19 protein-coding genes and 1 pseudogene are annotated in these 23,631 nt (G+C 73.0%); 8 read left to right on the top strand and 12 right to left on the bottom strand.

Annotated elements, in window-relative coordinates:
- The first annotated feature begins 22 nt into the window (after positions 1-22).
- The gene (locus ACFV1L_RS34340; RefSeq protein ID WP_380373684.1) at positions 23-757 is read left to right on the top strand and encodes a FadR/GntR family transcriptional regulator; all 735 of its coding nucleotides are present in this window, start codon (positions 23-25) and stop codon (positions 755-757) included.
- 13 nt (positions 758-770) lie between these two features.
- Here the strand turns inward: ACFV1L_RS34340 and ACFV1L_RS34335 are convergent, their stop codons facing one another.
- Both ACFV1L_RS34335 and ACFV1L_RS34330 read right to left on the bottom strand, forming a co-directional pair.
- Positions 771-1,760, bottom strand: coding sequence for a diiron oxygenase (locus ACFV1L_RS34335; RefSeq protein WP_380373681.1), 990 nt, complete (start codon positions 1,758-1,760; stop codon positions 771-773).
- Entirely contained in the window at positions 1,757-2,527 is a 771-nt protein-coding gene (locus ACFV1L_RS34330; RefSeq protein ID WP_380373678.1) for a hypothetical protein, read from the bottom strand. The genes ACFV1L_RS34335 and ACFV1L_RS34330 overlap by 4 nt, the downstream gene beginning before the upstream one ends.
- A 148-nt stretch (positions 2,528-2,675) precedes the next feature.
- Between ACFV1L_RS34330 and ACFV1L_RS34325 the strand changes: the two genes are divergently transcribed.
- Positions 2,676-4,103 (top strand): flavin monoamine oxidase family protein, encoded by a 1,428-nt coding sequence (locus ACFV1L_RS34325; RefSeq protein ID WP_380373675.1) that lies wholly within the window; start codon positions 2,676-2,678, stop codon positions 4,101-4,103.
- Between the two features lie 14 nt (positions 4,104-4,117).
- Positions 4,118-5,362, top strand: coding sequence for an S-methyl-5-thioribose kinase (gene mtnK, locus ACFV1L_RS34320; RefSeq protein WP_380373673.1), 1,245 nt, complete (start codon positions 4,118-4,120; stop codon positions 5,360-5,362).
- A gap of 32 nt (positions 5,363-5,394) precedes the next feature.
- Here mtnK and ACFV1L_RS34315 read toward each other — a convergent pair whose 3' ends face one another.
- The 10 genes from ACFV1L_RS34315 to ACFV1L_RS34270 all read right to left on the bottom strand — a co-directional run bounded on the left by ACFV1L_RS34315 (position 5,395) and on the right by ACFV1L_RS34270 (position 17,725).
- On the bottom strand, positions 5,395-7,113 hold the full coding sequence (locus ACFV1L_RS34315) for a hypothetical protein (protein WP_380373671.1): 1,719 nt from the start codon (positions 7,111-7,113) through the stop codon (positions 5,395-5,397).
- 426 nt (positions 7,114-7,539) lie between these two features.
- On the bottom strand, positions 7,540-8,139 hold the full coding sequence (locus ACFV1L_RS34310) for a hypothetical protein (protein ID WP_380373669.1): 600 nt from the start codon (positions 8,137-8,139) through the stop codon (positions 7,540-7,542).
- Between the two features lie 74 nt (positions 8,140-8,213).
- Positions 8,214-10,451 (bottom strand): hypothetical protein, encoded by a 2,238-nt coding sequence (locus ACFV1L_RS34305; protein ID WP_380373667.1) that lies wholly within the window; start codon positions 10,449-10,451, stop codon positions 8,214-8,216.
- A gap of 41 nt (positions 10,452-10,492) precedes the next feature.
- Entirely contained in the window at positions 10,493-11,287 is a 795-nt protein-coding gene (locus ACFV1L_RS34300; protein ID WP_380373664.1) for a hypothetical protein, read from the bottom strand.
- A 140-nt stretch (positions 11,288-11,427) separates the two neighbouring features.
- Positions 11,428-12,108 (bottom strand): Crp/Fnr family transcriptional regulator, encoded by a 681-nt coding sequence (locus ACFV1L_RS34295; RefSeq protein ID WP_380373662.1) that lies wholly within the window; start codon positions 12,106-12,108, stop codon positions 11,428-11,430.
- Positions 12,109-12,124: 16 nt separating this feature from the next.
- Positions 12,125-12,592, bottom strand: a complete 468-nt coding sequence (locus ACFV1L_RS34290) for a Pycsar system effector family protein (RefSeq protein ID WP_380373660.1) — start codon at positions 12,590-12,592, stop codon at positions 12,125-12,127.
- Between the two features lie 733 nt (positions 12,593-13,325).
- Entirely contained in the window at positions 13,326-14,426 is a 1,101-nt protein-coding gene (locus tag ACFV1L_RS34285) for a Gfo/Idh/MocA family oxidoreductase (RefSeq protein ID WP_380373658.1), read from the bottom strand.
- Between the two features lie 17 nt (positions 14,427-14,443).
- Entirely contained in the window at positions 14,444-15,565 is a 1,122-nt protein-coding gene (locus ACFV1L_RS34280; RefSeq protein ID WP_380373656.1) for a DegT/DnrJ/EryC1/StrS family aminotransferase, read from the bottom strand.
- Positions 15,566-15,592: 27 nt separating this feature from the next.
- A complete protein-coding gene (locus ACFV1L_RS34275; protein WP_380373654.1) occupies positions 15,593-16,732 on the bottom strand; it encodes a UDP-N-acetylglucosamine 2-epimerase in 1,140 nt (379 codons plus the stop codon).
- Positions 16,733-16,993: 261 nt separating this feature from the next.
- On the bottom strand, positions 16,994-17,725 hold the full coding sequence (locus tag ACFV1L_RS34270; RefSeq protein WP_380373652.1) for an SDR family NAD(P)-dependent oxidoreductase: 732 nt from the start codon (positions 17,723-17,725) through the stop codon (positions 16,994-16,996).
- Between the two features lie 664 nt (positions 17,726-18,389).
- Here ACFV1L_RS34270 and thpR point away from each other — a divergent pair.
- The 5 genes and pseudogenes from thpR to ACFV1L_RS34245 form a co-directional block, all read left to right on the top strand.
- Positions 18,390-18,977: an RNA 2',3'-cyclic phosphodiesterase gene (gene thpR, locus ACFV1L_RS34265; protein WP_380373649.1), complete on the top strand. Its 588-nt coding sequence runs from the start codon at positions 18,390-18,392 to the stop codon at positions 18,975-18,977.
- Between the two features lie 33 nt (positions 18,978-19,010).
- Complete coding sequence (locus ACFV1L_RS34260; protein ID WP_380373646.1) at positions 19,011-19,958, top strand: carbohydrate kinase family protein; 948 nt, start codon at positions 19,011-19,013, stop codon at positions 19,956-19,958.
- Positions 19,959-19,998: 40 nt separating this feature from the next.
- Positions 19,999-22,038 carry an HAD-IIB family hydrolase gene (locus ACFV1L_RS34255; protein WP_380373644.1) on the top strand — a complete coding sequence of 680 codons (2,040 nt, stop codon included), beginning with the start codon at positions 19,999-20,001 and terminating at the stop codon, positions 22,036-22,038.
- A 383-nt stretch (positions 22,039-22,421) separates the two neighbouring features.
- Positions 22,422-23,351 carry an ABC transporter ATP-binding protein gene (locus ACFV1L_RS34250; RefSeq protein ID WP_380373641.1) on the top strand — a complete coding sequence of 310 codons (930 nt, stop codon included), beginning with the start codon at positions 22,422-22,424 and terminating at the stop codon, positions 23,349-23,351.
- A pseudogene (locus tag ACFV1L_RS34245) lies at positions 23,348-23,631 on the top strand (ABC transporter permease); the annotation flags it as partial. The gene ACFV1L_RS34250 and the pseudogene ACFV1L_RS34245, both read left to right, overlap by 4 nt.

The raw sequence follows: 23,631 nt of genomic DNA, 5'->3' as shown, positions 1-23,631 counted from the left end.
CGAAATCTAGAAGATAGATTTCATGGATGGCAAGGGGTGGACGCAACACATCGAGCCGGTGCGTGCCGCCGGCGCGGCCGAGGCCATCGCCCGGCGGCTCGGCGAGCTGATCGGCGCGCGGATCCTGGTGGCCGGCGACCGGCTGCCGCCGGAGAAGACCCTCGCCGAGCTGTTCGGCGTGGCCGTGATGACCGTCCGCCACTCGATGGCGGTGCTGCGCGAGGACGGCCTGATCGAGACCCGCCGCGGCCGCGGCGCCGGCACCTTCGTCGTCCCCGACATCCTCGCCCGGGTCGCCGAACTGACCGCCCTCCACCCGTACACCCGGGCCGACATCGAGGAGTTGACGACCTGGCGGATCGCGGTGTCCGGCGAGGCCTCCGCGCGGGCCGCCCGACTGGCCTCCGAGGCCGGCCTCGCCAGGATGCGGGAACTCGAACGGGCCGCCGACGCGGCGATCGCCGACCCGGAGGCCTACCGCACCGCGGACGCCGGGCTCCACCTGCACATCGCCGAACTCTCCGGCTCCCGGCGGCTGCTGGAGGCCGAGCAGGGCATCCAGCACGAGCTGACCCGGCTGCTGGCCGGCCACCCCGGCGGCGCCGGCTCCCGCAGCACGCCCGACCAGCGGCACCGCGCGCTCGCCTCGGCGATCGAGGACCGCGACCCGGTCCGGGCCCGCGCGCAGTTCGCCGTCCACGCCGAGGCCACCGCGGACCTCTGCCTGCCCTTCGTCCGGCAGCCGGACGAGGGCTGAACCCCCGCCGGGGTCAGGGGAACTCGACCTGCCCGGTGGCGCCGAGCCGGTCCACCAGCGTCCGCAGCCCGGAGTGGTCGCGGACCAGCAGCCGGCGGGACGGGTCGGTGCGGCAGTCGTCGAGCATCCGGCGGCCGTCCGGGATCCGCGCCAGCTCCATGACGTGCTGCCAGCTCGCCCAGTCGGTGGCCGCGAACGCGGTCAGGCCGCGCCCCAGCAGGTCGAGGAAGCGGCGCCGCCGGCGGGCGTCCAGGTGGTGGTGGACGGCTTCGGCGAGCGCCGCGGTGATCGACGCGTGGCAGTACTCGTCGCGGCTGTGCAGCCGCACGGTGGCGCTGTTCAGCGGCTGGAGCAGGGTGTCGTCGGCCAGCAGGCCGAGGTAGGCGTTGACGGACATCTCCGCCACCGCGGCGAAGGCCAGCGTGATCAGCGGCCGCTGCCACGGCTCGTCGGCCTCGGCGCACAGCCGTGCGTGGTCGCGCACGGTGCACGGCGGCGGCAGGTCGGTGACCGCCCCGGCCAGGCCGCGGCGGCGGTGCGTCACCGCGCTCGCGTCCAGGTGCATCAGGGTGTGGTACTGCTCGTCGACCATGGCCTGGGCGACGGCCCGGCGCATCGCCTCCCCGTCCGCCCCCGGGTACGCGCCCGCCAGGACCAGCGCGAACGCCTCGTTGACCACCTGCTGCTCGGCCTGGACGGTGCGGTGGTTGTAGGCGATCCACGCCCAGGCGAGCAGCCGCGTGCGCTCCCCCGGCTCCAGCCGCCGGTAGGACGGGTGGTCGTGGAACGGCAGGATCCGCTCGGGGTAGTCGGGCCGGTCCGGGTCGAACTGCCCGTCCGGGTCGGCCTCCTCTCGCTTGACGGCGGCCCGGCGGTGCCAGTTGGCCGCCAGCCGGCGAACCACCGCGCTCTCCGCCGGGTCCGCCGGGTCGTAGGCGGGCGCCCCCGGCAGCAGGGCCTCGGGGAGGCCCGCCGGGAGCCGCCGGTCCGGCTCCCGGCTCACCGGCCGGCGCCGTCGATCCGGCCCGCACCGTCCAGGTGCGGCACGGGCCGGTCCCCCAGCAGCGGGCCGGACCCCGGGAGCGGGCCCGCACCGGGCTGCGGGTCGGCGTCGGCCGTCTTCATCCGGTGGAACTGCTCGCCGAGCGGCGCGATGACGTGCTTCTCGATCTCGTGGTACGTGGTCAGCCGGGACAGCGGCACCCGCCGCAGGAACCAGTGGCCGCGCAGGTCGCAGCCGATGTCGCGGCCGCGGAAGTGGCCGGTGGTCCAGCCGTCGCTCTCCAGTTCCTTGGTCCGCTCCAGCCGGAAGAACTGGAAGATCTTCTCCGCGGTGTCCAGCGCCCGCTCCTCCGGGTCGGAAGGGCGCGGCTCGGCGACGCCGAACCAGCACTCGGGCTCGTCCGCGTCGTCCAGGTAGGCGTCGTTGAAGCCCAGCCAGGGCCAGACGAAGGCCATCAGCCGCGCCCGGCCCATCGGACAGTCGTCGCCCGGGACGCCGGGCGGGACGGTCGTCGGGTCCAGGTAGAAGCGGCCGAGCCAGGTCGGCAGCCACAGGTAGAACGGGTAGGAGCTGTCGTCGGAGAGCAGGTAGCTGTTGGCGTTGGAGAACAGCGCCTGCCCGCCGATCGGCTTCAGGCTGACGCCGTACTCGGGGATGGAGAAGCGCACGTTCAGCACCTCGAAGAAGGCGCGGACGTCGGTGAAGTACTGCTCGAGGGCGCGGTAGCCGTCCACCGCCGCAGCGGGCACCTCGTGCCTGAAGGTCATCGTCAACACCGTTCCTCCGGTCCGCGCCGCGGCACGGAACCCTCGTCCCACACGTAGCGTCACCTGATCACTACAGTCTGGAGCGGAACGTTCGCGTCCGCACGGGCGGGGCGCGGCGTCGGCCGACGGGCGAAGGGACCGCCACCGGATGTGGGACGTGGCCGTGGTGGGGGCGGGGGTCGGCGGCTGCTACCTGGCGCACCGGCTGGCCGGGCCCGGCACCGCGCTGTTCGAGGCCACCGGGCGAATCGGCGGCCGGCTGCGCTCCGCGGCGCTGCCGGGCCTGCCCGGCGTGGTGGCCGAGTACGGGGCGACGCGCTTCGACGCGAGCGAGCACACCGTCACCGACCTGCTCCGGCACCTCGGCCTGGCGGCCGAGGCGGTGCCGTTCCCGGTCGGCCGCCCGGAGAACCTCGCCCACCTGCGGGGCACCGCGCTGCGCACCCGCGACCTGCTCGCGCCGACGGCCGCGCTCCCCTACCGGCTCCGCGCGGATGAGCGCGGCCGCACCGCCGACGGACTGACGGAACTGGCCGCCGAGCGGGCGCTGCCCGGGTTCGCCGCGCTGCGCGCCGAGGCCGGCGCCGCCGGGGTCGAGCGCTACCGGCAGGCCCGGCGGGCCGCCCGGTGGCGCGGGCGGGCCCTGCACGAGGTGCCGTGGACGGCCGTCCTGGACGCCGAACTCTCGCCGGAGGCCGCGCAGTTGGTGCAGGACGGCGGCGGGTACGACCAGCGGTCGGCGGCCGGCAGCGCGGCGCACTGGCTCGACACCCTGGCCCAGAGCCCGCCGGGCGCCGGACTCCGGCGGCTGCGCTGCGGCTTCGAGGAACTCCCCCGCGCCCTGCACCGGCGCTTCACCGCCGCCGGCGGCACGACCTTCCTGCACCACCGGCTGACCGGGCTGGAACGCACCGCCGGCGGCTACCGGCTCCGCTTCGACCGGACGGCCGCCGACGCCCGGGCGGTCGTCCTCGCCCTGCCGCAGCGGGCCGCCGCAGCGCTGCTGCCCGCCGACGGGGCCGCGTTCCGGCGCGGCCTGCACAGCCAGCACCCCGTCCCCGCGGTCAAGCTGTTCCTCACCTACCCGGGCGCCTGGTGGCGGCGCGCCGGGGTCGCCCGGGGGCGCAGCACCACCGACCTGCCGAACCGTCAGCTCTGGTACTGGCACACGCCGGAGGACGACGGCCCCGCCGCGCTGCTGGCCGTGTACGCGGACGGGCCGGCGCACCGCCCCTGGGCCGGTCCGGACCCCGCCGCGCCGGCCGGCCGCGCGCACGCGTCGGCGGTCCGGCTGCACGGGCTCGACGGGGTACCGGCCCCCGTCGCGGCCCGGCGGCAGGTGTGGCCGGTGGCCTGGCCGGTGTGGCGGCCCGGGTTCGAGGCCGACGAGGTGATCCCGGCGATGCGGCGGCCGCTGCCCGGCGAGCCGGTGTACTGGGTCAACGACGCCTGGACGCCCCGGCCCGGCTCGGTCGAGGGCGTCCTGCAGGCCGCCGAACGCGTCCTGCGCCACGACTTCGCGCTGCCCCCGCCGCCCTGGCTGCGGGCCGGCGCCACCTGCTGGGACCGGAGTTGAGGAGAGTCGCCGCTGTGACCACCGCACCCCTGCTCGAAGGCCGCCCGCTCGCCGACCGCCTCGCCGCCGCCCCGGCCGCCGCCGCCCGCCTCGGCGGGCGGCCCGCCGACTGGACGGTCACCGAGATCGGCGACGGCAACATCAACTACGTCCACCGGGTCGACGGGCCCGCCGGGCGACTGTGCGTCAAACAGGCCATGCCGTACGTGCGGGCCGCCGGCGAGAGCTGGCCGCTCACCCCGCGGCGCACCTTCTACGAGTACCGGGCGCTGCTGGAGCACGGGCGGCACTCCCCCAGGGTGCCCGAGGTCGTCCACTACGACGCCGGGGCGAACCTGCTGGCGGTCGAGCACCTGGCGCCGCACACGGTGCTGCGCCAGGGGCTGATCGCCGGCGTCCGCTACCCGCTGCTGGCCCGGCAGTTGGGCGAGCACCTGGCCGCCACCATGGTCGGCACCGGCGACCTGGCCTGCCCGGCGGCCCGGAAACGGCCGCTGGTGGCGCTGTTCAACGGCAACACGGCGATGGCCGGGATCATGGAGGACATGGTCTTCACGGAGATCTACCACGAGCACCGCCGCAACTCCTGGACCAGTCCCCAACTCGACTCCGCGCTGGCCCGGTTGCGCGCCGACAACGCCGTCAAGACGGCGGTGTCCCGGCTCAAGCTGCGCTACCTGACCTCCGCCGAGGCGCTGCTGCACGGCGACCTGCACACCGGATCGGTGCTGGTCACGCCCGAGGACACCCGCGTCATCGACCAGGAGTTCGCCTGCTACGGCCCGATCGGCTTCGACCTCGGCACGCTGCTCGCCCACCTGCTGATCGCGCACTACGCGCAGCCCGGCCACCGGCCGCCCGGGCCGGAGCGGGACCGCTACCGGGACTGGCTGCTGGCCACCGTCGACGAGCTGTGGCGCGAGTTCACCCGGCACTACCTGGCCCGCTGGCAGTGCGCCACCACCGGCGACGCCTACCCGCGGACGCTGTTCCCCGACCCCGCCGCACTGGACGCCGAACGGCGGCGGCACCTCGCGCTGGTCCTCACCGACACCCTCGGCTTCTGCGGCGCCGAGATCCTCCGCCGGATCTTCGGCTTCGCGCACGTCGCCGACTTCCGCTCGATCGCCGACCCGGCCGTGCGGGCCGCCTGCGAACTCCCCTGCGCGGCCCTGGCGGCCCGCCTGCTGACCCGCCCCGCCACCTTCCCGAGCATCCGCGCCCTCACCGCAGCCGTCCGCGCCACCCGCCCGGGCTGACTCGCCGCCGGACGGGTGGCGCGGGGTGGAAGCTAGAAGCCGAGCGGGGTGTAGCTGGACATGGCCTGCGCGAACGCCTGGCCGCCGGACGGTGCGGCGGCGACCGGGAAGACCGTCACCACGCTGCCGTTGGCCGCCGAGATGCCCAGGTACTCGCCGAGCATCCGGCCCTGGCTGGTGTCGGGCATCCGGGACAGCGGCATGGCCTCGACGAGCGGGGACGGCGGCTTCTTCCACGTCCGGCCGCCGTCGGTGGAGGAGGTGTACCGCACCGAGACGGCGCCGTTCCACAGGTCGTTGAAGACGATCGCGAAGCGCCCGGGGTTCTGCGGGTCGGCCGTGACCGACGGGGCGAACTGGTTGCTCGCCGCGCACAGCGCCGTGTCCTGGCAGGTGTCGATCTCGTTGACCGTCCAGTTCTGCCCGTCCGTGGAGGTGGCCTGGACGAGGTTGTTCCAGGCGCAGCCGGTCGCGGCCCGGCAGCCGTGCCAGACCGCGACGATGCGGCCGGTGCCGTCCACGTCGGCGGAGACGGTGGACACGTCCCGCAGGCCCGGAACGTCGTACTGGCTGCCGCTGTTGACCGTCACCGGGCCGGTCGAGCCGGTGCCGCCGCCGGTGAGCGTGAAGGAGCCGACGCTGCCGGTCAGGCCGTACAGGACGACCACGGTGCCGTCGGGCCGGACCACCGGGTAGCTGCCGTTGCCGTACACCGCCGGGGCGTTGACGGAGGACCAGCTCAGGCCGCCGTCGGTGGACCTGGCCACCTGGACCCGGTAGCCGTCCATCTTGGTGATGGTCAGGTAGCAGGTGCCGTAGTACGGGCTGGAGGTCCAGTTGTCGCAGGCGATCCACTCCTTGTCCCACTCGGTGCCGTCGTTGCCGATCGCCCAGGTCGGGGCGGACCAGTGGGCGGCGCCGTCGGTGGAGCGGTTGACCATGATGCCCCGGCCGCCGCCGCCGTCGATGATCAGGCTGCCCACCATCCAGGCCCCGTGCCGCGCGCTGTACGCCACCACCGGGTCGCTGGCCCGTTCGTGGGTGCCGCCGGCCGCGACGGTCAGGCCCGGCAGCACGCCGGACGTCCAGGTCAGGCCGGCGTCCCGGGACACCGTGAAGCCGGTGTTGGTCGAGCCGCCGCTGAAGCCCCGGCCGACCTGGTAGGCGCCGACCACGGTGCTGCCCCAGGCGAAGCTGTCGGCTTCGACGGCCGCCGAGTGCTGGGTGTCGGCGTTGGTGTACGGATCCCCGCCGACCGTCTGCAGGCCGCCGGTGAAGGTGCGGCACCCGAGGTCCGTCTCGGCCGCCCGGTGCGGCGAACCGCCGTAGACGTTCACGGCCGCCAGGCAGATCGTCTGCGGGCCGGCCGGGACGGACGCCAGCGGCTGCGAGAAGCCGTGGTACCCCACGTCCGAGCGGTACACGTTCGCGGTGATCTGCTGCACCACCGCGCCGTTGCGGCGGACCCTGACCGTCACCGAACCGGCCGTGTCCGGATCCGTCGCCCAACCCGACACCACCACGCCGCCGTTGGCGCCGTACATCGCGTCGAACCAGCCCTGTGCGGCCCGGTCCGGCTCCTCCGGCGGGTCCGGGTCCTCGAAGCAGATCGGCGGCGGATCCGGCTGGTCGCAGAACGGCGACGCCTGCGCCCGCCCCGGCGCCACCAGCACGGACGCCACGGCGGCCACACCGGTCAGCAGCACCGCCGCCGACCGGCCGCCCCTGCGGAAGAAGGAACGTGCGGACAACTCGACCCCCCCTGATTGTCGTTGCGGTGTCGAGAGTGCCGAGCGCGACTAAACACCCCGTCAACAACGACTGGCAGAGGGAAGTTGAAGTTCGGCACACCGGCCCGCTGCCGACAACGGGCCGACCGGTGCGGCGCAGAAGGCGGACGTTCTACCGTCCCACCGCGGTGCCAACGGCCCATGGCATGCCCCTGGGGCCCTGGGGTGAGGCAACTTCCTAGTGCTGCGGCCGCTAGGACTCTGCCCGACGGGTCCCCACTCCGCCGACATGTCGATGGAGGAGGTAGTCAATCTCGTCCGGCGCATGATGCATGCGGGCCTGCCGCCACGCGCTGTCGAGATCGAACGTTACGCGGCTGAGCCGTTGGAGACGGAGAGCTCGAAGAGTCGTGAAGGGTGCGAGCAGGCATCTCCAGAGCATCAACCTCATCCGGGCCACCTGTCCGGGGTGCCCGGGGCCGATGGACCTGCCACCCCCTTTAGAGCGTCAACGGAGAGTTGGAGCAGGACCTTCATCGCCTCGTGTTGGATCCCCGGGTCCCGAAAGCCGGCTCCCACCGATTCCCAGAGCTCTAGCAAGGGTTGCCACCAGGAGTCATGGGACCTGATGGCACGTGCAATCCGTTCCAGATCAGCCACCTCGGTGTCGTCCGGGAGCACGGAGCGCCGTTCCAGATAGTCGAGAACCACGAGATCTGGGCGGTCGTAGAGCGACGCTTTGAGGAACTCCAGCCGCCGGATGCGTTCAGTGTCGGCCCGTCGCACCGCCAGAGCTTGCGCCGCCATTGGCGACAATCGGAGATCGAACTTCGCTGAGCACAGGAGGTAGTGCGGTCCGACCCGGCCTTCAGGGGCTCCGAACACTGCGTTAAGAGTGTCCTCGGCTCCGAGGAGGTCGTCCGGCATCAGGTCTGCCGTTACCTTCCCGGCGGCAACACGAAGATCGCTGCGTACCTGCTCCGCCAGGTTCGCCCTGCGTCGGAAAGCAGGTTGCCAGACGACCGTGAACGTGGCATCGAACGGCACGCCGATTTCTGCGCTGGGCAGCTGACACGGTCGCAGGCACCCGGTCGTACGCCGCTTCCGTTGTACTGGCCATCTCATTGGACGATACGGCCGGACGGGAAGACACCCTGGAGGCCGGCACCGACCAAGTGGTGGTAGAAGTCTTCGGCGATGTCCACCCCCTGCGCCGTGATGGAGCCGGTGAGAGCCTTCATCAGATCCATACCTGCCTGGAACATGCGATGGCCCCGAAGTGGCACGAGCAACTGGTCACGGAGTTGCATGTAGCTGTCGGAATCTTCCGCACAGGAGCGGATCCAATCCGTGATGCGTGGAATGGTCTCGACCGCGCTCTCGGGGCTGCCGAGCAACTCCATCAGGGCCTGTTGGACGTCGATTCCCGGCGCGTCGACCGCCAGCAGCCACGGTAGCCCGGTGCTCTCCACTGACATGAGGGCTAGGAACGCCAGAGTCCCGCTCCGTGACGATCCCTTGCTCTGCTGCCACGTCTCCACCTCGGCGACCAGCCTCGCTCGGCCGACTTCGCGGCGAGCAAGTTCGTCGAAGGCCATGAGGACGCTTTGCCTGAGAGCCTGATCGGCGGCCTTCTGCGCGACCCGTCGCAGCCGGACTACAGCCATCTTCGCGGCCGCTGGGCTCACTTCGGGATCCGCGAGCACAAGGCGACAAGTGGAGACCACGGTGGGCGCGTTGCTGCCCGTGTCGGCCCACTGGTACAACGTGGCCCAGACGAGGCTGCCGACGTGTTCGTCGTGAACGGCGGTCCGGAGAATCGCGCCCAGCAGGCCCGGGTCGGCCAACTCGGCGAGTTTGTTCAGATGCTCCCTGGTGCCATGGCGCAAGGCCAAGGACGCGAGCGTCTCGACCACCGGGTGCTGCGGGTCGAGCTTGGCGGCCAGCTTTGCGAGCCAGCTGAGCAGCGGCACTCGCAGAACTTCGTAGTTGTCCCAGACGTACTCGAGAACCGCCCGCCCGTAAGCAGGCCGGTCGAAGACCACCCTGTCACGCCCGTCGACTGTAGCGCCGACATCTTGAATACGCCGACGCAGCCCGCGGGCCGCGAAGGCCGCACGAGCAGCGCCCCCTGTCGTCTGGTCACTGCTCGCCGACTCCACCGCCAACTGCAACTCCCTCGCGTCAGCAGCCACCACGGACACCGGTGCCGACTGCCGCACCGCCAGGGCAAGCAGCAAATAGCGATCCTCAACAGCCAACGAACTCCCGGTCCGACCGTGTGAGGTGATGTGGTCCCCGAACAGGCCGTCCAAGCTCTCGCGCCAGTCCGACAGCGCGCCGAGCACGCGCTCTTCGAACGTCTTCGGAGCATCCCGGATCGTCCCGCTTCCAAGCATCGCAGGAGTCTGCTGATCGAGGAGGTGCTCCCTCCAGACCGCAACGATTCGGCCGACTGCCCGGACAGCCGCCACGGCGTTCAGGCCGCGCAATTGGGCCAGAGCCTGCTCGGACCTGTCGATCTCCCCGGCTGGCTCTGGATACCCACCGGCCCTGAGATGGGCGGACACTACCCGGCCGGCATCAGGGGCCTCCGTCAGACGCAGTACTTGCACACCCGGCGGAGAAACCAGACCGGCATCCCAGAGTTCCTGTGCGACCGTCAGGACCAGGTGGGACGCGCAGTCCGCAAGGTGCTGGGCGTGCTTCGTGAGCGAGGTGAGGAACTCGGCCGAAACGCGATCGGTCTCCGGATCCTTAAGGTCCAACTGGAAGGCGTGGTGCCGCTCCAGCGGAAGCCGCATCCGACCGGGCGACTTCCCGTCCGCCTGCAACTTCACCAGCACAGTGCTGTCGGCAGTGTGTTCGGCCAGCAGACGCAGGGCGAAGGTGGTGGAGCCGATGGCACGGGGGGCGACGACGATCAGAACGGGCGCCCGCAACAGGTCGGAGTTCATCGGATCGAGCGCGTCCTTCCACGCTTCTCCCCAGGCGCCCCGGACGAAGGGTTGGCCGAGTAGAGCAGCGCGCTCCACCTCCTCTCCCTCAAGGATGTCCTGTTTGCGGGTCTCAAAGATCAGCCGACCGATGTTGTCGGCCACGATGCCGACCGGACCATGGATATTCGCCACCCGACCAGTAGTCACGGGGACATTCGGGTCCACCTCCTTCATAGCGGCCTCCGCCAAGACCTCAGCGGTAGGGTCCACCCGGATCGCGGCCGGCGTAACTTCGGGCCGCTCCGGTCGACCGTCCTCCTGGGGCTGCACACTCGCCAACAGCGAATCCAGATCGACGCTGCTATGCCCCTCCTCGTCGGGCTCGCCGATAGGGTGCGGCGGGTACATGGCGTCGGACACGGCTTTCTCCCTTGCACAGAACGAATGAGGTGCGCACCGGTTCAATAGCCGCGGCGCCCGTAGCGGACGCTCTCGATGGTTTCGGCAACAACGGACTCGTTGAGCGCGCCGTGGATGTTGAAGACCGTCCCCACCGGTACTGGCTGCGCTGGCTCGGACTGCCGGTGCGGAGCGGAGCTGTGCCCCATCGGACCGCGGAGATCCGGAAGATAGCCGCAGAGCGAGTTGGCGGACATTCCAGGGACGAACAGTCGGCAGGGTGCCTCGAAGTCCGGCTTTCCGAACACCTTGGCAGTGGCCGAAAGAAACTGACGATCCGTCAGATCCGATCGGGTGCGGCCAGCTGGCACGGAGCGCTGATAGACGGCCTCCGACAGGACAGTGGCCAGGAACAGCCCGTTGTCGACCGCTGCCTCGACCGCCTGATAAGCCACGTCGCTGTTGACCAGTCGACAGGCGTTGTTGATCGCGTCGCCACGGTACCCCGGAAGGTCCAGTGGGCCGACATTGACGGCAACGCGAAGGCAGATGGTGGGATCCGAATCTGCGCGAATGCCCTCGTACCGCTGGAGTGCGGCACTCAGATTGCCCAGCATCGGGTCGACCAGCCGCGCGACGTGCCTTGGCGGAAGAACCAGGATGACACCGTCTCCCGCGTCCTTGTGGCCGGCCTTCAGGGTGTGGGGCGCAGGCAAGCCGCTCTGGACGAACACAGCCTCCAGGAGGCGGTCGAGAGAGGCTCGGACCGGCGCCATCTGAACTTCAGGAAGCCGACTGTAGCTCTTCATGTCAATGACCACGACAGCCTGCTCGGGCGGCACGTCGCGGCCCGGCACGGTGTGATCCGGGACCAGTGCAGAGGGACTCAAAGCCGTTCGGCCTTTCAGCAGTTGGGGGCGTTGATGAACCCCATGCTGCTCGGCCGGCCACCGTGGCGGTGCCCAGCACTGGGCACCGCCACAGTGGCCTACGTCACTCAGGTGAGTACATCGGCCTGGATCGCCGAAAGGTTCCGGATCACCAAGCCTCCACCGGCCTCGGTTCCGACCCAGCCGCGCTCCCGCCACGGTCTGATGGCACTTCCCACGCCGTTTCGAGAGGCCCCGATCAACTGCGACAACTCGGTCTGAGTCAACCTCACGACGATCTCGCTACCGCGCTTGGAAGCCGCTTGCACCAAGCGACCAAGTGCGGCCGCCAGACGTACAGGCACTGGCGCCGTGGCCATCTCCAGCCTTACGGCCTCTGCCTCCCTGACCCGCGCAATCGCGAGCCGCAGCAGCGTAGTTGTAAGCCCGTGTTCGTGAACGAAAGCGAGAAACTCGGGCGCAGGAATGAGATGCAGGCGGCACGGCTCTGCGGCAATCACCGATGCCGACCGCGGCTGAGCGTCCAAGACAGCAAGTTCGCCTAGCAGCTCGCCAGCACCACGCACAGCCAGCAGCGCCCGTTCGCCATTGGCACCCGACATTGTCACCAGGGTCGAACCCGAACTGAGCAGGATGACCTGAGTGCCCGGGTCACCCTGGCGGAGCAGCATGGCCCGAGCAGGACGGGTTCGTTCCGGCGCAAGGCTGCGCAGTTTCGACCACAACTGGTCACCAATGAGAGATTCATGGCAGAGACTCATGCGCCCCCCCTGATAGTACTCAGCCAACAGCGGCACGATGTTCTCAAGCCGCGCAGGACATCAACAGCCCAATTCCGGTCACCGTGCCCGCCGAGGCGACCAGGTCCACAGCGACCTTGATGACGCGATACTTCTGTTCCACAAGCACAGCTAGCCGCCGCAGGCGCTGTACCTCCAAGGCGAGCAGAGTCACCTCGTCCAGGACCGTCGGAGCAGTCAGACCGCTTCCCCTCACCGCATCGGGCTCAAATGGCTCCAGCTCCGCCGACAACCTGCCGCGCGGCAACACAGGCCGAATCGCGAGAAGTGCGGCCACCGCTGAGGCGAGCAGGAGCACACAGCCGACCAGCATCGCCGCAGTCACCAGTTCTCCGGTTGACCACACCGGTGCAGCCGCCACCACAGCAGCCAAGGTGCCACTGGCCAGCGCACAGAGCGCCGCAGCCTTCCCATCGGCACGCTGCAGATCGACCATGACCGCCGCCGACCGGACACCAAGCGCCGCTTCCACCAGAGCAGGCGAGACTCCATTGGCTCCGCTATTCGAATCCCACATCGATAACCCCTGAGATGGTCGAGCAAATCCGTCGCCACCACTCTTGTGGGCGGAGGACCCATTGGAAGCCCAGCACCGGGCATCCACGCCGTTCGCCCGGTCACAATCGACCGTCAAGCTGGTGTCGCCTCCCAGCGACCGGATCGACTTTCGTCCGCATCGCGGTCGGCGGCACTCACTCGATCGCCGGTGGCTGCGGGCCAAACAACGGATCGGATGCGTCCCGCCTCGCCCGTACAACGCCTCACCGAACTATCGCCGGGCCGGCCCGCAGCCACCGGTGCCAGACGGAGGAAGCACGCGTGCCCAGCCAACGGCCCGTCAACAGGACGGAGCGGCTCGTCAGGGCGAAGCTCAGCGGCACTCCTTCGGGCGAAGCGAATGACCGGTGGCCAACGTCTACCGGGCCGCGCGTCCCCCTGCGGCAGCACCCGGAGAACGCGGCACCGAGCGGTTCGGACATGACCTGGACCGCGTACGTGGTGCTATTGCGTGGGTTCATGCATCAGGTGTTCCCCGCTGTCCACGACGAAGAGTCCTTCGTCACCTGGCCAACCTGCTGGCCCGCACCGGGATCCGGATGACGTTCGAAGAGCTGATCCCCCGCTTGGCCTCCCGTGCACTGGCCGATGACGTCGCCTGACCTGCGGTCACGGCCGGGCCCCGCCGGGGCGGGGCCCGGCTGCGGCTACACCTTGACGGTCGTCCACGTCCCCGGCTCGGCGCGGCGGTAGGCCTCGAAGAGCTGGAGGATGTGGAACGCCTGGTCCAGCGAGCCGAGTTCGGGCGACGCACCGTTCAGCACGCAATCGCAGAAGTACCCGATCTCGCCGACGTAGCCCAGGTAGAAGATGTTCTTGCCGTAGAGCTGCCCGTACGTGTACTCGGGCTCCCAGTGCAGCGGCGCGCTCTCTGTCGGCACCAGGAACGACCCGGTGCGGCCGTACGCGCGGGGCGGCGTCGGTCGGTAGTACGTGACCGAATTCCCGTTCTCCACCACGACGTTGGCGTTGTCGCCGATCACCTCGACCCGGCTCGACGGGCTGCTCGGCGACTCCCCCGCCGCCAGGTGCATGGTCCCGATCGCCCCCGACTCGAACCGCATCACGGTGACGCTCGCGCCGGTCCGCTCCTCCCACTCGTGGCTGATCCGGTCCAGCGGGCCCATCAGGTGCAGCAGCACGGCGGCCGGATGGAAGATGCAGTCGAGGAACCAGTTCATCTCCACCAGGCTGTCGCGCCGCTCGAACGCCGGCATCGACAGCGGGTAGCGGACCGAGATCGACGACGGGCCGCCGAACTCCGGCGCGGAGACGATCTCCTTCACCCTGGCCATGGCCGGCGCGAACATCGTCTTCATGCCGGTCACCACGACCCGCCCGGCGTCCCGGGCCGCCTCCTGGAGCCGCGCCACCTCCTCGCTGGAGGTGGCGGTGGGCTTCTCCATCCACACGTGCGCCCCGGCCGCCAGGCAGTCGAGCGCCAGGTCGACCGCCTGGAGGTGCCCGTCCGGGTCGTACGAGGTCACGATGAACACCGCGGTCGGCCGCTCCCGCGCCAGCATCTCCCGGTGGTCGGTGTAGGCGTGCGCGGCGCCGAACATCCGCGCGTACGTCGCCGCCCGGTCGCCGTCGAGGTCGCAGATCGCCCGCAGGTCGACCGGGGCGTACTGGAACGACGGATAGATGTTCCGGTAGGAGTGCCCGCCCGCTCCGATGAAGGCGCTGCGGATCCGCTGCTCGTACTCGAACTGGTAGACGACGTTCCCGGCCGTGTCGGTGGTGCCCATGGTGTCCTCCGCCCGTGTCATCGGCCGTCCGCCGCGAGCGCCGCCCGGGCGGTCGTCACGACGTGGTCGATCTCTTCGTCGGTGAGGTAGGGGTGGATCGGCAGCGAGACCACCTCGGCGGCGAGCCGCTTCGCCCGGCCGCGGCCGACCACCCGGTGCGGGTGCTGCGCGACGAACGGCAGTTCGTGCAGCGCGTACGGGTAGTGCACCAGCGTCTCCACGCCGGCCTCGCGCAGGGCGGCCGCCACGGCGTCCCGGCGGGGGGTGCGCAGCACGTACTTGTGGAAGATGTTCTCCCGGAACCCGCCGTGCTCCGGGAGGAGGCACGGGGAGTCGGCGAAGGCCGCCGAGTAGATCGCGGCGGTCGCCCGGCGCTGCTTCAACCACCGTTCCTCCTGGGCGAGTTTCACCTCCAGCACGGCGGCGGTCAGCGAGGACATCTGCGAGTTGTGGCCCAGCCGCACCACCGTGCCCTCGCGCGAGAAGCCCCACCGCCGGAGCTGCTCGACGCTCTCGGCCACGGCCGGGTCGTCGGTGAGGACCACCCCGCCGGTCCCCGGCGCGGGGATGACCTTCATCGCGTCGAAGCTGTGGCTGCTGGCCGCGCCGACGGTGCCGCTGCGCCGGCCGGACACCTCGGCGCCCAGCGACTGCGCCGCGTCCTCGACCAGCACCAGGCCGTGCTGCCGGGCGAACTCCTCGGCGGGGCCCGGGGCGGCCATCCGCCCGTACAGCTGGACCACCACCAGGGCCTTGGTCCGCGGCCCGACGGCCTCGGCGGCCAGGTCGAGGTCGACGGCGCCGTCGTCGTCGATGTCGACGAACACCGGCGTCGCCCCGGTCCGGACGATCGCGTGCAGGGTCGCCACGAAGGAGATGTCGCCGACCAGCACCTCGTCGCCCGGCCCGACGCCGGCCGCCACCAGCGCGAAGTGCACGGCGTCGGTGCCGGAGTTGACCACCCGCGCGTGGGCGCGTCCGCTGAGGTCCGCCAGTGACCGCTCCAGGCGCGGCACGGACTCCCCGTTCATCACCTGCCCGGACCGGAAGACCTTCTCGACGGCCGCCATCAGTTCCGGTCCGATGTCGTCGAATTCGCGGTCGTGCGCGGTGAAGGGGACGTGCAGAAGTCTGCTCATGGGTCGGCCCTCCGTCCTGAGGGGGTGTCAGCGGGGCGCGAGGCGCTCCGCGCGGGGGTGGACGCCGCGCTGCGGCAGCGCGGGCAGGATGCCGTCCAGGGCGGCGGCGATCCGGTCGCTGACCCGGGTGTCCCAGCGCGGGGGCCGGCGGGCCGGCCGGGCGGCGGCCAGCTCGACGATCCGGTGCGTCGGCAACTCCAGCCAGGCGTCGGCGAAACGGGTGCTGCCGCAGTCCCGGGTGACCTCCCGGGCGCTGCCGGGCACGGTGGCCAGGCAGCTGACCCGGGCGGCGGCGGCCTCCTCCTGGACGCCGTCGGAGTCGGTCACCACGAACGCGCAGTGGCGCAGCAGTGCGCCGAACGCCCGGTACGGCTGCGGCGGCAGCACCCGCTCGGCCAGGCTCCGGTCGAGCAGGCCGTGGTCGACCAGGTGCGCCGCGGCCCGCGGGTGCAGCGGCAGGACGGGCGGCAGGCCCGCCGCGGCCAGGTCGCGCAGCACGTCCAGCACCGGCTTGGGGCGGCTGAGCGCGGCCGGCTTGTGCAGCGTGGCCAGCACGTACCGGCCGGCGGTGAGGCCGAGCCGGTCCAGTACCGCGGCGTCCTCGGCCGGGTCGTGGTGGGCGAGGTGGCACTCGGCCATCGGGTTGCCGACCCAGTGCACCTGCCGGTCGGGCACGCCCTCCTCGCGCAGCGCGTGCACCGCCTCCTCGGTGGTGGCCAGGTGGTGGTCGGTGCAGGCGGTGACGATGCGGCGGTTCGCCTCCTCGGGGGTGCGGTCGGGCGAGCGCAGCCCGGCCTCCAGGTGGATCACCGGGGTGCCCCGGCGGGCGGCGACCAGCGCGGCGGCGACGGTGGTGTTCACGTCGCCGACCACCAGCACCGCGGCCGCCGGGTGCCGGTCGAGGTCCTGTTCGACCAGGGCGCAGAGCCGGCCGAGCTGCTCGGCGTCGGTGGCTGCCTCGCCGCAGCGCAGCCACCGGTCCACCCGCAGCCCGAGTTCCTCGCAGAGCCCCGTCCCGAGGCGGGGGTCGTAGTGCTGGCCGGTGTGCACGTACGACCAGGCCGTGCCCGGCGTGCGCATCTTGCCGACCGCCTGCTGGAGCGTCCACACCTTGGGCGTGTTGGGGCGGGCGCCCAGGTACACGGTGACTGTCGGTCCGGTGTCCATGCGTCTCACGACCTTCCCGCGCCGGTGTCGCACAGCGATCTGCCGCACCCCAGGAGCGTAGGTCGGGCCCGTGCGAGCCGGGTCCCGGTGATTGCGCCGCCCGGCCCGCGGCCGTTGTGACGACCCGGCGCGGAGGCGGCGGGGTGCGCGGGCGCCGTCCGGCCCCGTGCGCCACCTGCCCCGCGGGCCCGTCCCGGGGCGGCCGGGCCGCAACAGCGCGTTCCGGGGCCGCTCACTCGTCCGGGTGACTTTCGGCCGCCCCTACTTGCCGGACAGGCCGTAGCCCCCGTCGACCACCAGGGTCTGGCCGGTGATGTGCGCCGCCGCGTCCGAGGCCAGGAAGGCCGCCGCGGAGGCGATCTCGCCCGGCTCGGCGGGCCGGCCCAGCAGGTTGCTCCGGGCCTGCCGCCACGCGCCGTCGTCCCAGGTCGAGACCATGTCGGTGCGCGTGAACCCCGGGGCGACCGCGTTGACCCGCACCGTCGGCGCGTACCGCTTGGCCAGCGCGACGGTCAGGTTGCCCAGCGCCGCCTTGGCCATCGAGTAGAAGACCGTCCGGTCGCTCGCCGTCGCGTCCACGCCCCGGATCGACGACACCAGCACCACCGCGCCACCGCCCTGCGCGGTCATCTTCGGCAGCAGGTGCTGAAGCGCCCACACCGCGCCGCACACGTTCACGCCGAACGCGCCGGCCACGTCCCGCCCGGTCGCGGCCTCGAACGGCACCACCCGGTTCGCGCCCGCGCTGTACACCACCACCCGGGGCAGACCGTGCGCGGCGGCGGCGTCCTCGACGCCCCGGCGGGCCGCCGCCTCGTCGGCCAGGTCGAACGCGACGGTCGGCGCACCGAGTTCACGCCCCAGCGCGGCCAGTTCCGCGCCCGGCGACCGGCCGTGCAGCAGCACCCGGTGCCCCTGCGCGCCCAGCGCCCGCGCCGTCGCCGCGCCGATCCCCCGGGACGACCCGAGCACCAGCGCCGTGCACCCCGCCATCGCCGTTCCCCTTCCGTCGCGCCGACGGTGCGTCAGCCCTCGGCCCGATGCTGCCGCACGGCGGACCGCGAGTGTGGGACCTCGCGCGGCGTCCTGCCCGGGGCCGTCGCCCGCTGCTCGGTGCGGTGGCCCCGGCTCCGCGCGCCCGGCTCGGGCCCGGTCCTCGGCGGCGCGGACCACGCACTGGTCGCCGCGCTGGGCGGCGTGGACGGCGCCGAGGTCGCGGGCGGTGTGGTGCCGGGCGCAGCAGAGGCGCTGCTGCTCGCCCCGGCGGTCGGCGCCCAGCCGGGCGCGGTCCGGGGCGGTGTCCGGGTCCCGGCGGAGCGGAGCCGCCGACTCGGGGGCCGGGCGAACGCCGCCGGCAGCGGCACCGACCGGGACCGCGCCGAGGGCGACACCATCGCGGCCCTGGTCCTCACCGCCTCCGAGGCCGACCGGTTCCTCGCCGCCGTCCGCCGGGAACGCTCCGCAGCCCGGTGCACCCGGGGAAGGACATCCCCACGGCCCCCGTCTCCGGCGACCGCCGCACCGTCCGCATCGGCGGCGACGCCCACGGCCCCTCCGCACCGTCATGGAGGGCGACCCGCACGTCCACCAGGAACCGGACCCCGACCGGCCCTGACCTGCGTCGCTGTCGAGGGCGCCGGGGTGCTAGAAATCCCCCGTGGACGATCGCCCCGAGCCCCCGACCGTGCGCGTCTTCGTGGCCCTGGCGCCGCCCGACGACGCCAAGGACGAGCTGGCCCGCGCCCTGCGACCCGCGTACGCGGGCCACCCCCGGCTCCGCTGGAACCGGATCGAGGACTGGCACATCACCCTGGCCTTCATCGGGGAACTGCCCGTCACCGCCGTCCCGTTGCTCCGGTCCACGCTGGCCGGGGCGGCGGCCTCCCACCCCGCCCTGCGGCTCGCCCTGCGCGGCGGCGGGCACTTCGACGGGCGCCTGCTGTGGAGCGGCGTCGCCGGAGACCTCGACGGACTGCACCGACTGGCCGACGACGTCCGGGAGTTGATCCGCTCGCACGGCATCGGCTTCCGGGACCGCCCGCTGCACCCGCACCTGACCCTGGCCCGCGCGCGCCGCGACGACCCCACCGGCGTCCCGGAGTGCGCCGCCCTGCTCGACGGCTTCACCGGCCGCACCTGGCGCACCGAGCGCCTCCACCTGGTCGGCAGCAACACCGCCCGCGGTCCGGGCCCCATCCACTACCGCGACATCGAGTCCTGGCCGCTCGGTGCCGCCGACTCCTGACCGCTGCCGCCCGGGCGGCCGTATGCTCCCCGGATGGAGACGAGCGGAACCGGGTACGGGTGCGAAGTCCTGGTGGCGGGACCCTACTTCGCGGATCTGGTGTTCCACGGGCTGCCCCGCCCGGCCGAGCCCGGCGGCGAGGTGTTCGCCCGGGGGTTCGCACTGGTGCCGGGCGGGGCGTACACGCCCGCGATGGCGCTGCACCGGCTGGGGCGGCAGGCGGTCTGGGCGGTCGACTTCGGGGCGGACCTGTTCAGCGCCGAGGTGCTGGCGGCCGCCCGGGCGGAAGGGCTGGACGAGCGGGCGTTCCGCCACCACCCGTACCCGGTGCGGAGCGTGACCGTCGCGCTGTCCGGCCCGGACGACGACCGGGCCATGGTCAGCTACCAGGACGAGGCGCCCGCGCCGCCGCTCGCCCCGCTGCTGCGCCGCCACCGGCCGCGCGTCCTGGTGCTCCCTCAACTGCGCTGGGACGACGACACCTTGGCGGCCGTCCGGGTCGCCCGGCGGCTCGGCGCGCTGGTGGTGATGGACGGCCACGACGTTCCGGCGTCCGCCGCGGACCCGGCGGTGCGCCGACTCCTCGCCGCACTGGACGTCTTCACGCCGAACGCCGCCGAGGCGCTCCGGCTGACGGGCGCCGCCGACCTGGACCGGGCGCTCGCCGAACTCGCCGCGCTGGTGCCGACCCTGGTGGTGACGCGCGGCGCGCACGGCGCGGTCGCCGTCCGGGACGGCGAGCGGTACGAGGCACCGGCCGTGCCGGTGCCGGTGGTGGACACCACGGCGGCGGGCGACTGCTTCAACGCGGGCCTGGTCCACGGCCTGCTGGCCGGCCGCGACCTGCCCGACTGCCTGGCCCTCGCCGCCGCCTGCGGCTCCGCCGCGGTCACCGGCCCCGGGTCGAGCGCGGCGCCGCGGGCCGCGGAGCTCGCCGGCTGGCTGGAACGGCTCCCTTGCGCGCAACCGGACCCGCGGTGAACTCTTCACCACGCCGAGTGATCGTGTTAGCGTCCGTCGGATGTCGAGGGTTCTGGTCACGGATCTGGACGGCACGCTGCTCGGCGGTGACTCCGACGACCGGCTCGCGCTGCGGGAGGCACTGGACCGGCACCCCGAGGTGACGGTGGTCTTCGCCACCGGCCGCGGACCGGCGTCGGTCCGGGAGGTGCTGCGCGACCCCCTCGTCCCCCGCCCGCGCTGGATCGTCGCCGACGTCGGCGCCACCGTCCTCGACGGCGCCGACTTCTCCGCCGTGGAGCCGCTGCAGGGACAGCTGCGCGCCGGCTGGCCCGGACCGGAGCGGGTACGGGCCGCACTGGAGCGCTTCCCCGCACTGGAGTACCAGCGCGGGGTGGCGCAGGACGGCCGCTGCTCCTACTACCTGGAACCGGCCGACCTCACCGCCGAACTCACCGCGGCCGTGGCCGGGTTGGGCCTGGCCTGGGTGTACTCGGGCGGCCGGTTCTTCGACGTGCTGCCGCCGGAGGCGTCCAAGGGCGCCGCGGTGCGGGCGCTCGCCGAGAAGCTCAACTGGCCGGCGGACTCGGTCCTGGTGGCCGGCGACTCGCTCAACGACCTGTCGCTGTTCCGGCTCGGGGCCCACGGGGTGATCGTCGGCGGCGCCGAGCCGGCGCTCGGCGCGGCGGTCGGCGACGACCCGCTGGTCCACCGGCCGGAGCGCCCGGGCGCCGCGGGCATCCTGGCCGCGCTCCGGTCGCTGGGCTGGGTGGGCCGCGGCGCCCGCGCCCCGCGGCGGCACGCCCTCGTGGTGGCCTACCACCGCCCGTCCCCGCTCGCCCGGCCGCCGGCCAGCCCCAACGGCATCCTGCCGACCCTGGCCAGCGCCTTCCACGACGGACTGCCGGGCATCTGGGTCGCCGCCCGCCCCGGCGACGAACGGCCCGCCGCCGGGGCGCGCCGGGACGACGTGCGGCTCAGCGCCGCCGAGTGGAGCGGCTACTTCCACCGGGCGTGCAAGGAGACGCTGTGGCCGGTCCTGATGTCCGCACCGGACCGCGCGGTCTTCGACCCGGACGCCTGGGCCGTCTACCGCTCCGTCAACGCGCGCTTCGCCGAGCACCTGGCCGAACGGGCCGCGCCCGGCGGCACCGTCTGGCTGCACGACTACAACCTCTGGCTCGTTCCGGGCCTGCTCCGCGCCACCCGCCCCGACCTGCGGATCGGGCTGTTCCACCACACGCCGTTCCCCGCGCCGGAGGTCTTCGCCACCCTGCCGGTCGCCGCCGAGCTGCGCGCCTCGCTGGCCCGCCTCGACTGGGCGGGCTTCCACACCGCCGCCTTCGCCGACCGCTTCCGGCACGCCCTGGCCGGCCTGCCCGCCCGGCCGCGGGTCGGCGTCCACCCGCTCGGCGTCGACCGGCCGGCCGTCGAGGCGCTGGCCCGCACCCGGACTCCCGCGCCCCGTCCGGCAGTCGGCCGGCTGGTGCTGTCCGTCGAACGCCTCGACTGGGCCAAGGCGCCGGTCCAGAAGGTCGACGCCCTGGACCGGCTGCTCACCGCCCGCCCCGACCTGCGCGGGCAGGTGGTCTTCCGGCTGGTCTGCCCGCCGCCCGAACCGGGCATCACCGCCCACGACACCACCCGGGCCCTGCTCGAACGGCGCATCGCCGAGGTGGACGCCCGCTGGTCGCACGGCAGTTGGCACCCCGTCGAGTACCGGCCCGACAGCCTCACGCTGCCCGAGGTCGTCGACGAGTACCTGGCGGCCGACGTGTTCTGGGTGACCTCGCTCCAGGACGGGATGAACCTGACCGCGAAGGAGTTCGTCGCCGCCCGGGCCGCCGGCGCCCGCCCGCCGGGCGTCCTGGTCCTCTCCCGCCGCACTGGCGCCGCCGAGCAGTTCGGCTCCGCGGCCCTGCTCACCGACCCGCTCTCCCCCGCCGACCTCACCGCCCGCCTGGCCCAGGCCCTCGACACCACCCCCGCCGAACGCCGCGCCCGGATGGCCCGCCTGTCCGCCCTCCTCGGCCACGACCGGCCGATCGACTGGGCCACCCGCATCGTCGGCGCCATCCGGCAGGCCCCGTCCGGCGGCTGAGCGGGCCTCAGCCGGGGGTGAGCACCGTCCGGAACCGGGCCCGGCCCGCGAGCATCCGGCGGTGGGCCGCCTCGGCGCGGTCGAGCGGCACGGTCCCGGTCATCGGGCGGACGCCGTGCACGCCGGCGGACTCCACGGTGTCCCGCACGTCCCGCGCGGCGCCGGACGGGTGGCCGCGCAGCGCGCGGGCGCGCAGGTTGCACCGTTCAGGCCCGCCCGGCGCCCGATCGGCAGCCCTCCGACCCGTTCGAGTGCTTCCGGTGACGGACCGTCAGCCGCACCGCCCGATCATTGCCTTCCGTTCCACGAACGTTCAGGGGCCGGCCCCTGACCGCGTCGTGTCAACTGCCTAGGGTCTCCAACGGTTTCGGCGGAAGGTACTCATGGACACACTCCTCGCGGTCCGGGCCAGCGGGATCACCAAGTGCTTCGGCGACGTCGTCGCGCTCGACGGCGTCGACCTGGAGGTGGCGCAGGGCCGCATCCACGGCCTGGTGGGACCGAACGGCGCGGGCAAGACCACGCTGCTCGGGCTGCTGCTGGGACTGGCCGTCGCCGACCGCGGCAGCCTGGAGATCCTGCGCACCCCGGTCGGCCGGGCGCTCGCCGCCCCGGACGGGGTCGCCGGCTTCGTGGACGGCCCCGGCCTCTACCCGTCGCTGACGGCCCGCCAGAACCTGGCCGCGCTGGCCGCGCTCCGCGGCCCGGGCGGCCGGACCGCCGGGATCGACGAGGTGCTCGACCAGGTCGGCCTGACCGAGGTCGCCGACGACCGGGCGAACGGCTTCTCGCTCGGCATGCGCCAGCGCCTCGGCCTGGCCGCCGCGCTGCTCACCCGGCCCCGGCTGCTCGTCCTCGACGAGCCCGCCAACGGGCTGGACCCGGCCGGCAAGCGGCACGTGCACGGCGTCCTGAACCGCCTCGCGGCGGAGGGCACCGCCGTCGTCCTCTCCAGCCACCGGATGGACGACCTGGAGGAGCTGTGCTCCGAGGCCACCGTCCTCGCCACCGGACGGGTCGTCTTCTCCGGCCCGCTCGGCAAGCTGGCCGCCGAGGACCGCGAACTCGACTACCGGATCGTCACCTCCGACCCGGCGGAGGCCCGCCGGACGGCCGCCGGCACCCCCGGGGTCCGGCTCGCCGGCGACGGCGCCGAACGGCTCGTGGTCCGCGCGCCGGTGCCCGCGCTGGACGAGCTGGTGGCGCGCCTGGTGCGGGCGGGCGTCGCGGTGCGCGAGCTCGCGCCCGTGGTGTCGCCGCTCGAAGCCGCCTTCCTCGCACTCACCGACCGGCCGCAGGAGGACGTCCGATGACCGCCGCGGTCCCCGTCGCCGCCCCCGCGGCCGCCCGCCCGGCGCCGGTGCGGCGCGTCTACCGCTTCGAGCTGGTCAAGCTGGTGTCGCAGTGGCGGATCCGCCTGCTGCTGCTCGGCTGCTGGCTGGGCCCGGCGCTGTTCGTCGCCGCGGTGAGCCGGCAGAGCACGCTGCCCACCGACACCCTGTTCGGCCGCTGGATGCACGCCACCGGGTGGGCCGGTCCGCTGGTGACGCTCGGGTTCGCGGGCAGCCTGGTACCGTCGGGACAGCGTTACAT

The sequence above is a fragment of the Kitasatospora sp. NPDC059646 genome (assembly GCF_042734615.1).
In the GTDB taxonomy this organism is placed as follows: Bacteria; Actinomycetota; Actinomycetes; order Streptomycetales; family Streptomycetaceae; genus Kitasatospora.
This window is presented reverse-complemented; position numbering and strand designations above follow the sequence as displayed.

Coding starts and splice junctions, on each gene's coding strand:
- ACFV1L_RS34340 (WP_380373684.1), top strand. CDS start 23: ATGGATGGCAAGGGGTGGACGCAACACATCGAGCCGGTGCGTGCCGCC.
- ACFV1L_RS34330 (WP_380373678.1), bottom strand. CDS start 2,527: ATGACCTTCAGGCACGAGGTGCCCGCTGCGGCGGTGGACGGCTACCGC.
- ACFV1L_RS34325 (WP_380373675.1), top strand. CDS start 2,676: ATGTGGGACGTGGCCGTGGTGGGGGCGGGGGTCGGCGGCTGCTACCTG.
- ACFV1L_RS34285 (WP_380373658.1), bottom strand. CDS start 14,426: ATGGGCACCACCGACACGGCCGGGAACGTCGTCTACCAGTTCGAGTAC.
- ACFV1L_RS34280 (WP_380373656.1), bottom strand. CDS start 15,565: ATGAGCAGACTTCTGCACGTCCCCTTCACCGCGCACGACCGCGAATTC.
- ACFV1L_RS34275 (WP_380373654.1), bottom strand. CDS start 16,732: ATGGACACCGGACCGACAGTCACCGTGTACCTGGGCGCCCGCCCCAAC.
- ACFV1L_RS34270 (WP_380373652.1), bottom strand. CDS start 17,725: ATGGCGGGGTGCACGGCGCTGGTGCTCGGGTCGTCCCGGGGGATCGGC.
- ACFV1L_RS34260 (WP_380373646.1), top strand. CDS start 19,011: ATGGAGACGAGCGGAACCGGGTACGGGTGCGAAGTCCTGGTGGCGGGA.
- ACFV1L_RS34255 (WP_380373644.1), top strand. CDS start 19,999: ATGTCGAGGGTTCTGGTCACGGATCTGGACGGCACGCTGCTCGGCGGT.
- ACFV1L_RS34250 (WP_380373641.1), top strand. CDS start 22,422: ATGGACACACTCCTCGCGGTCCGGGCCAGCGGGATCACCAAGTGCTTC.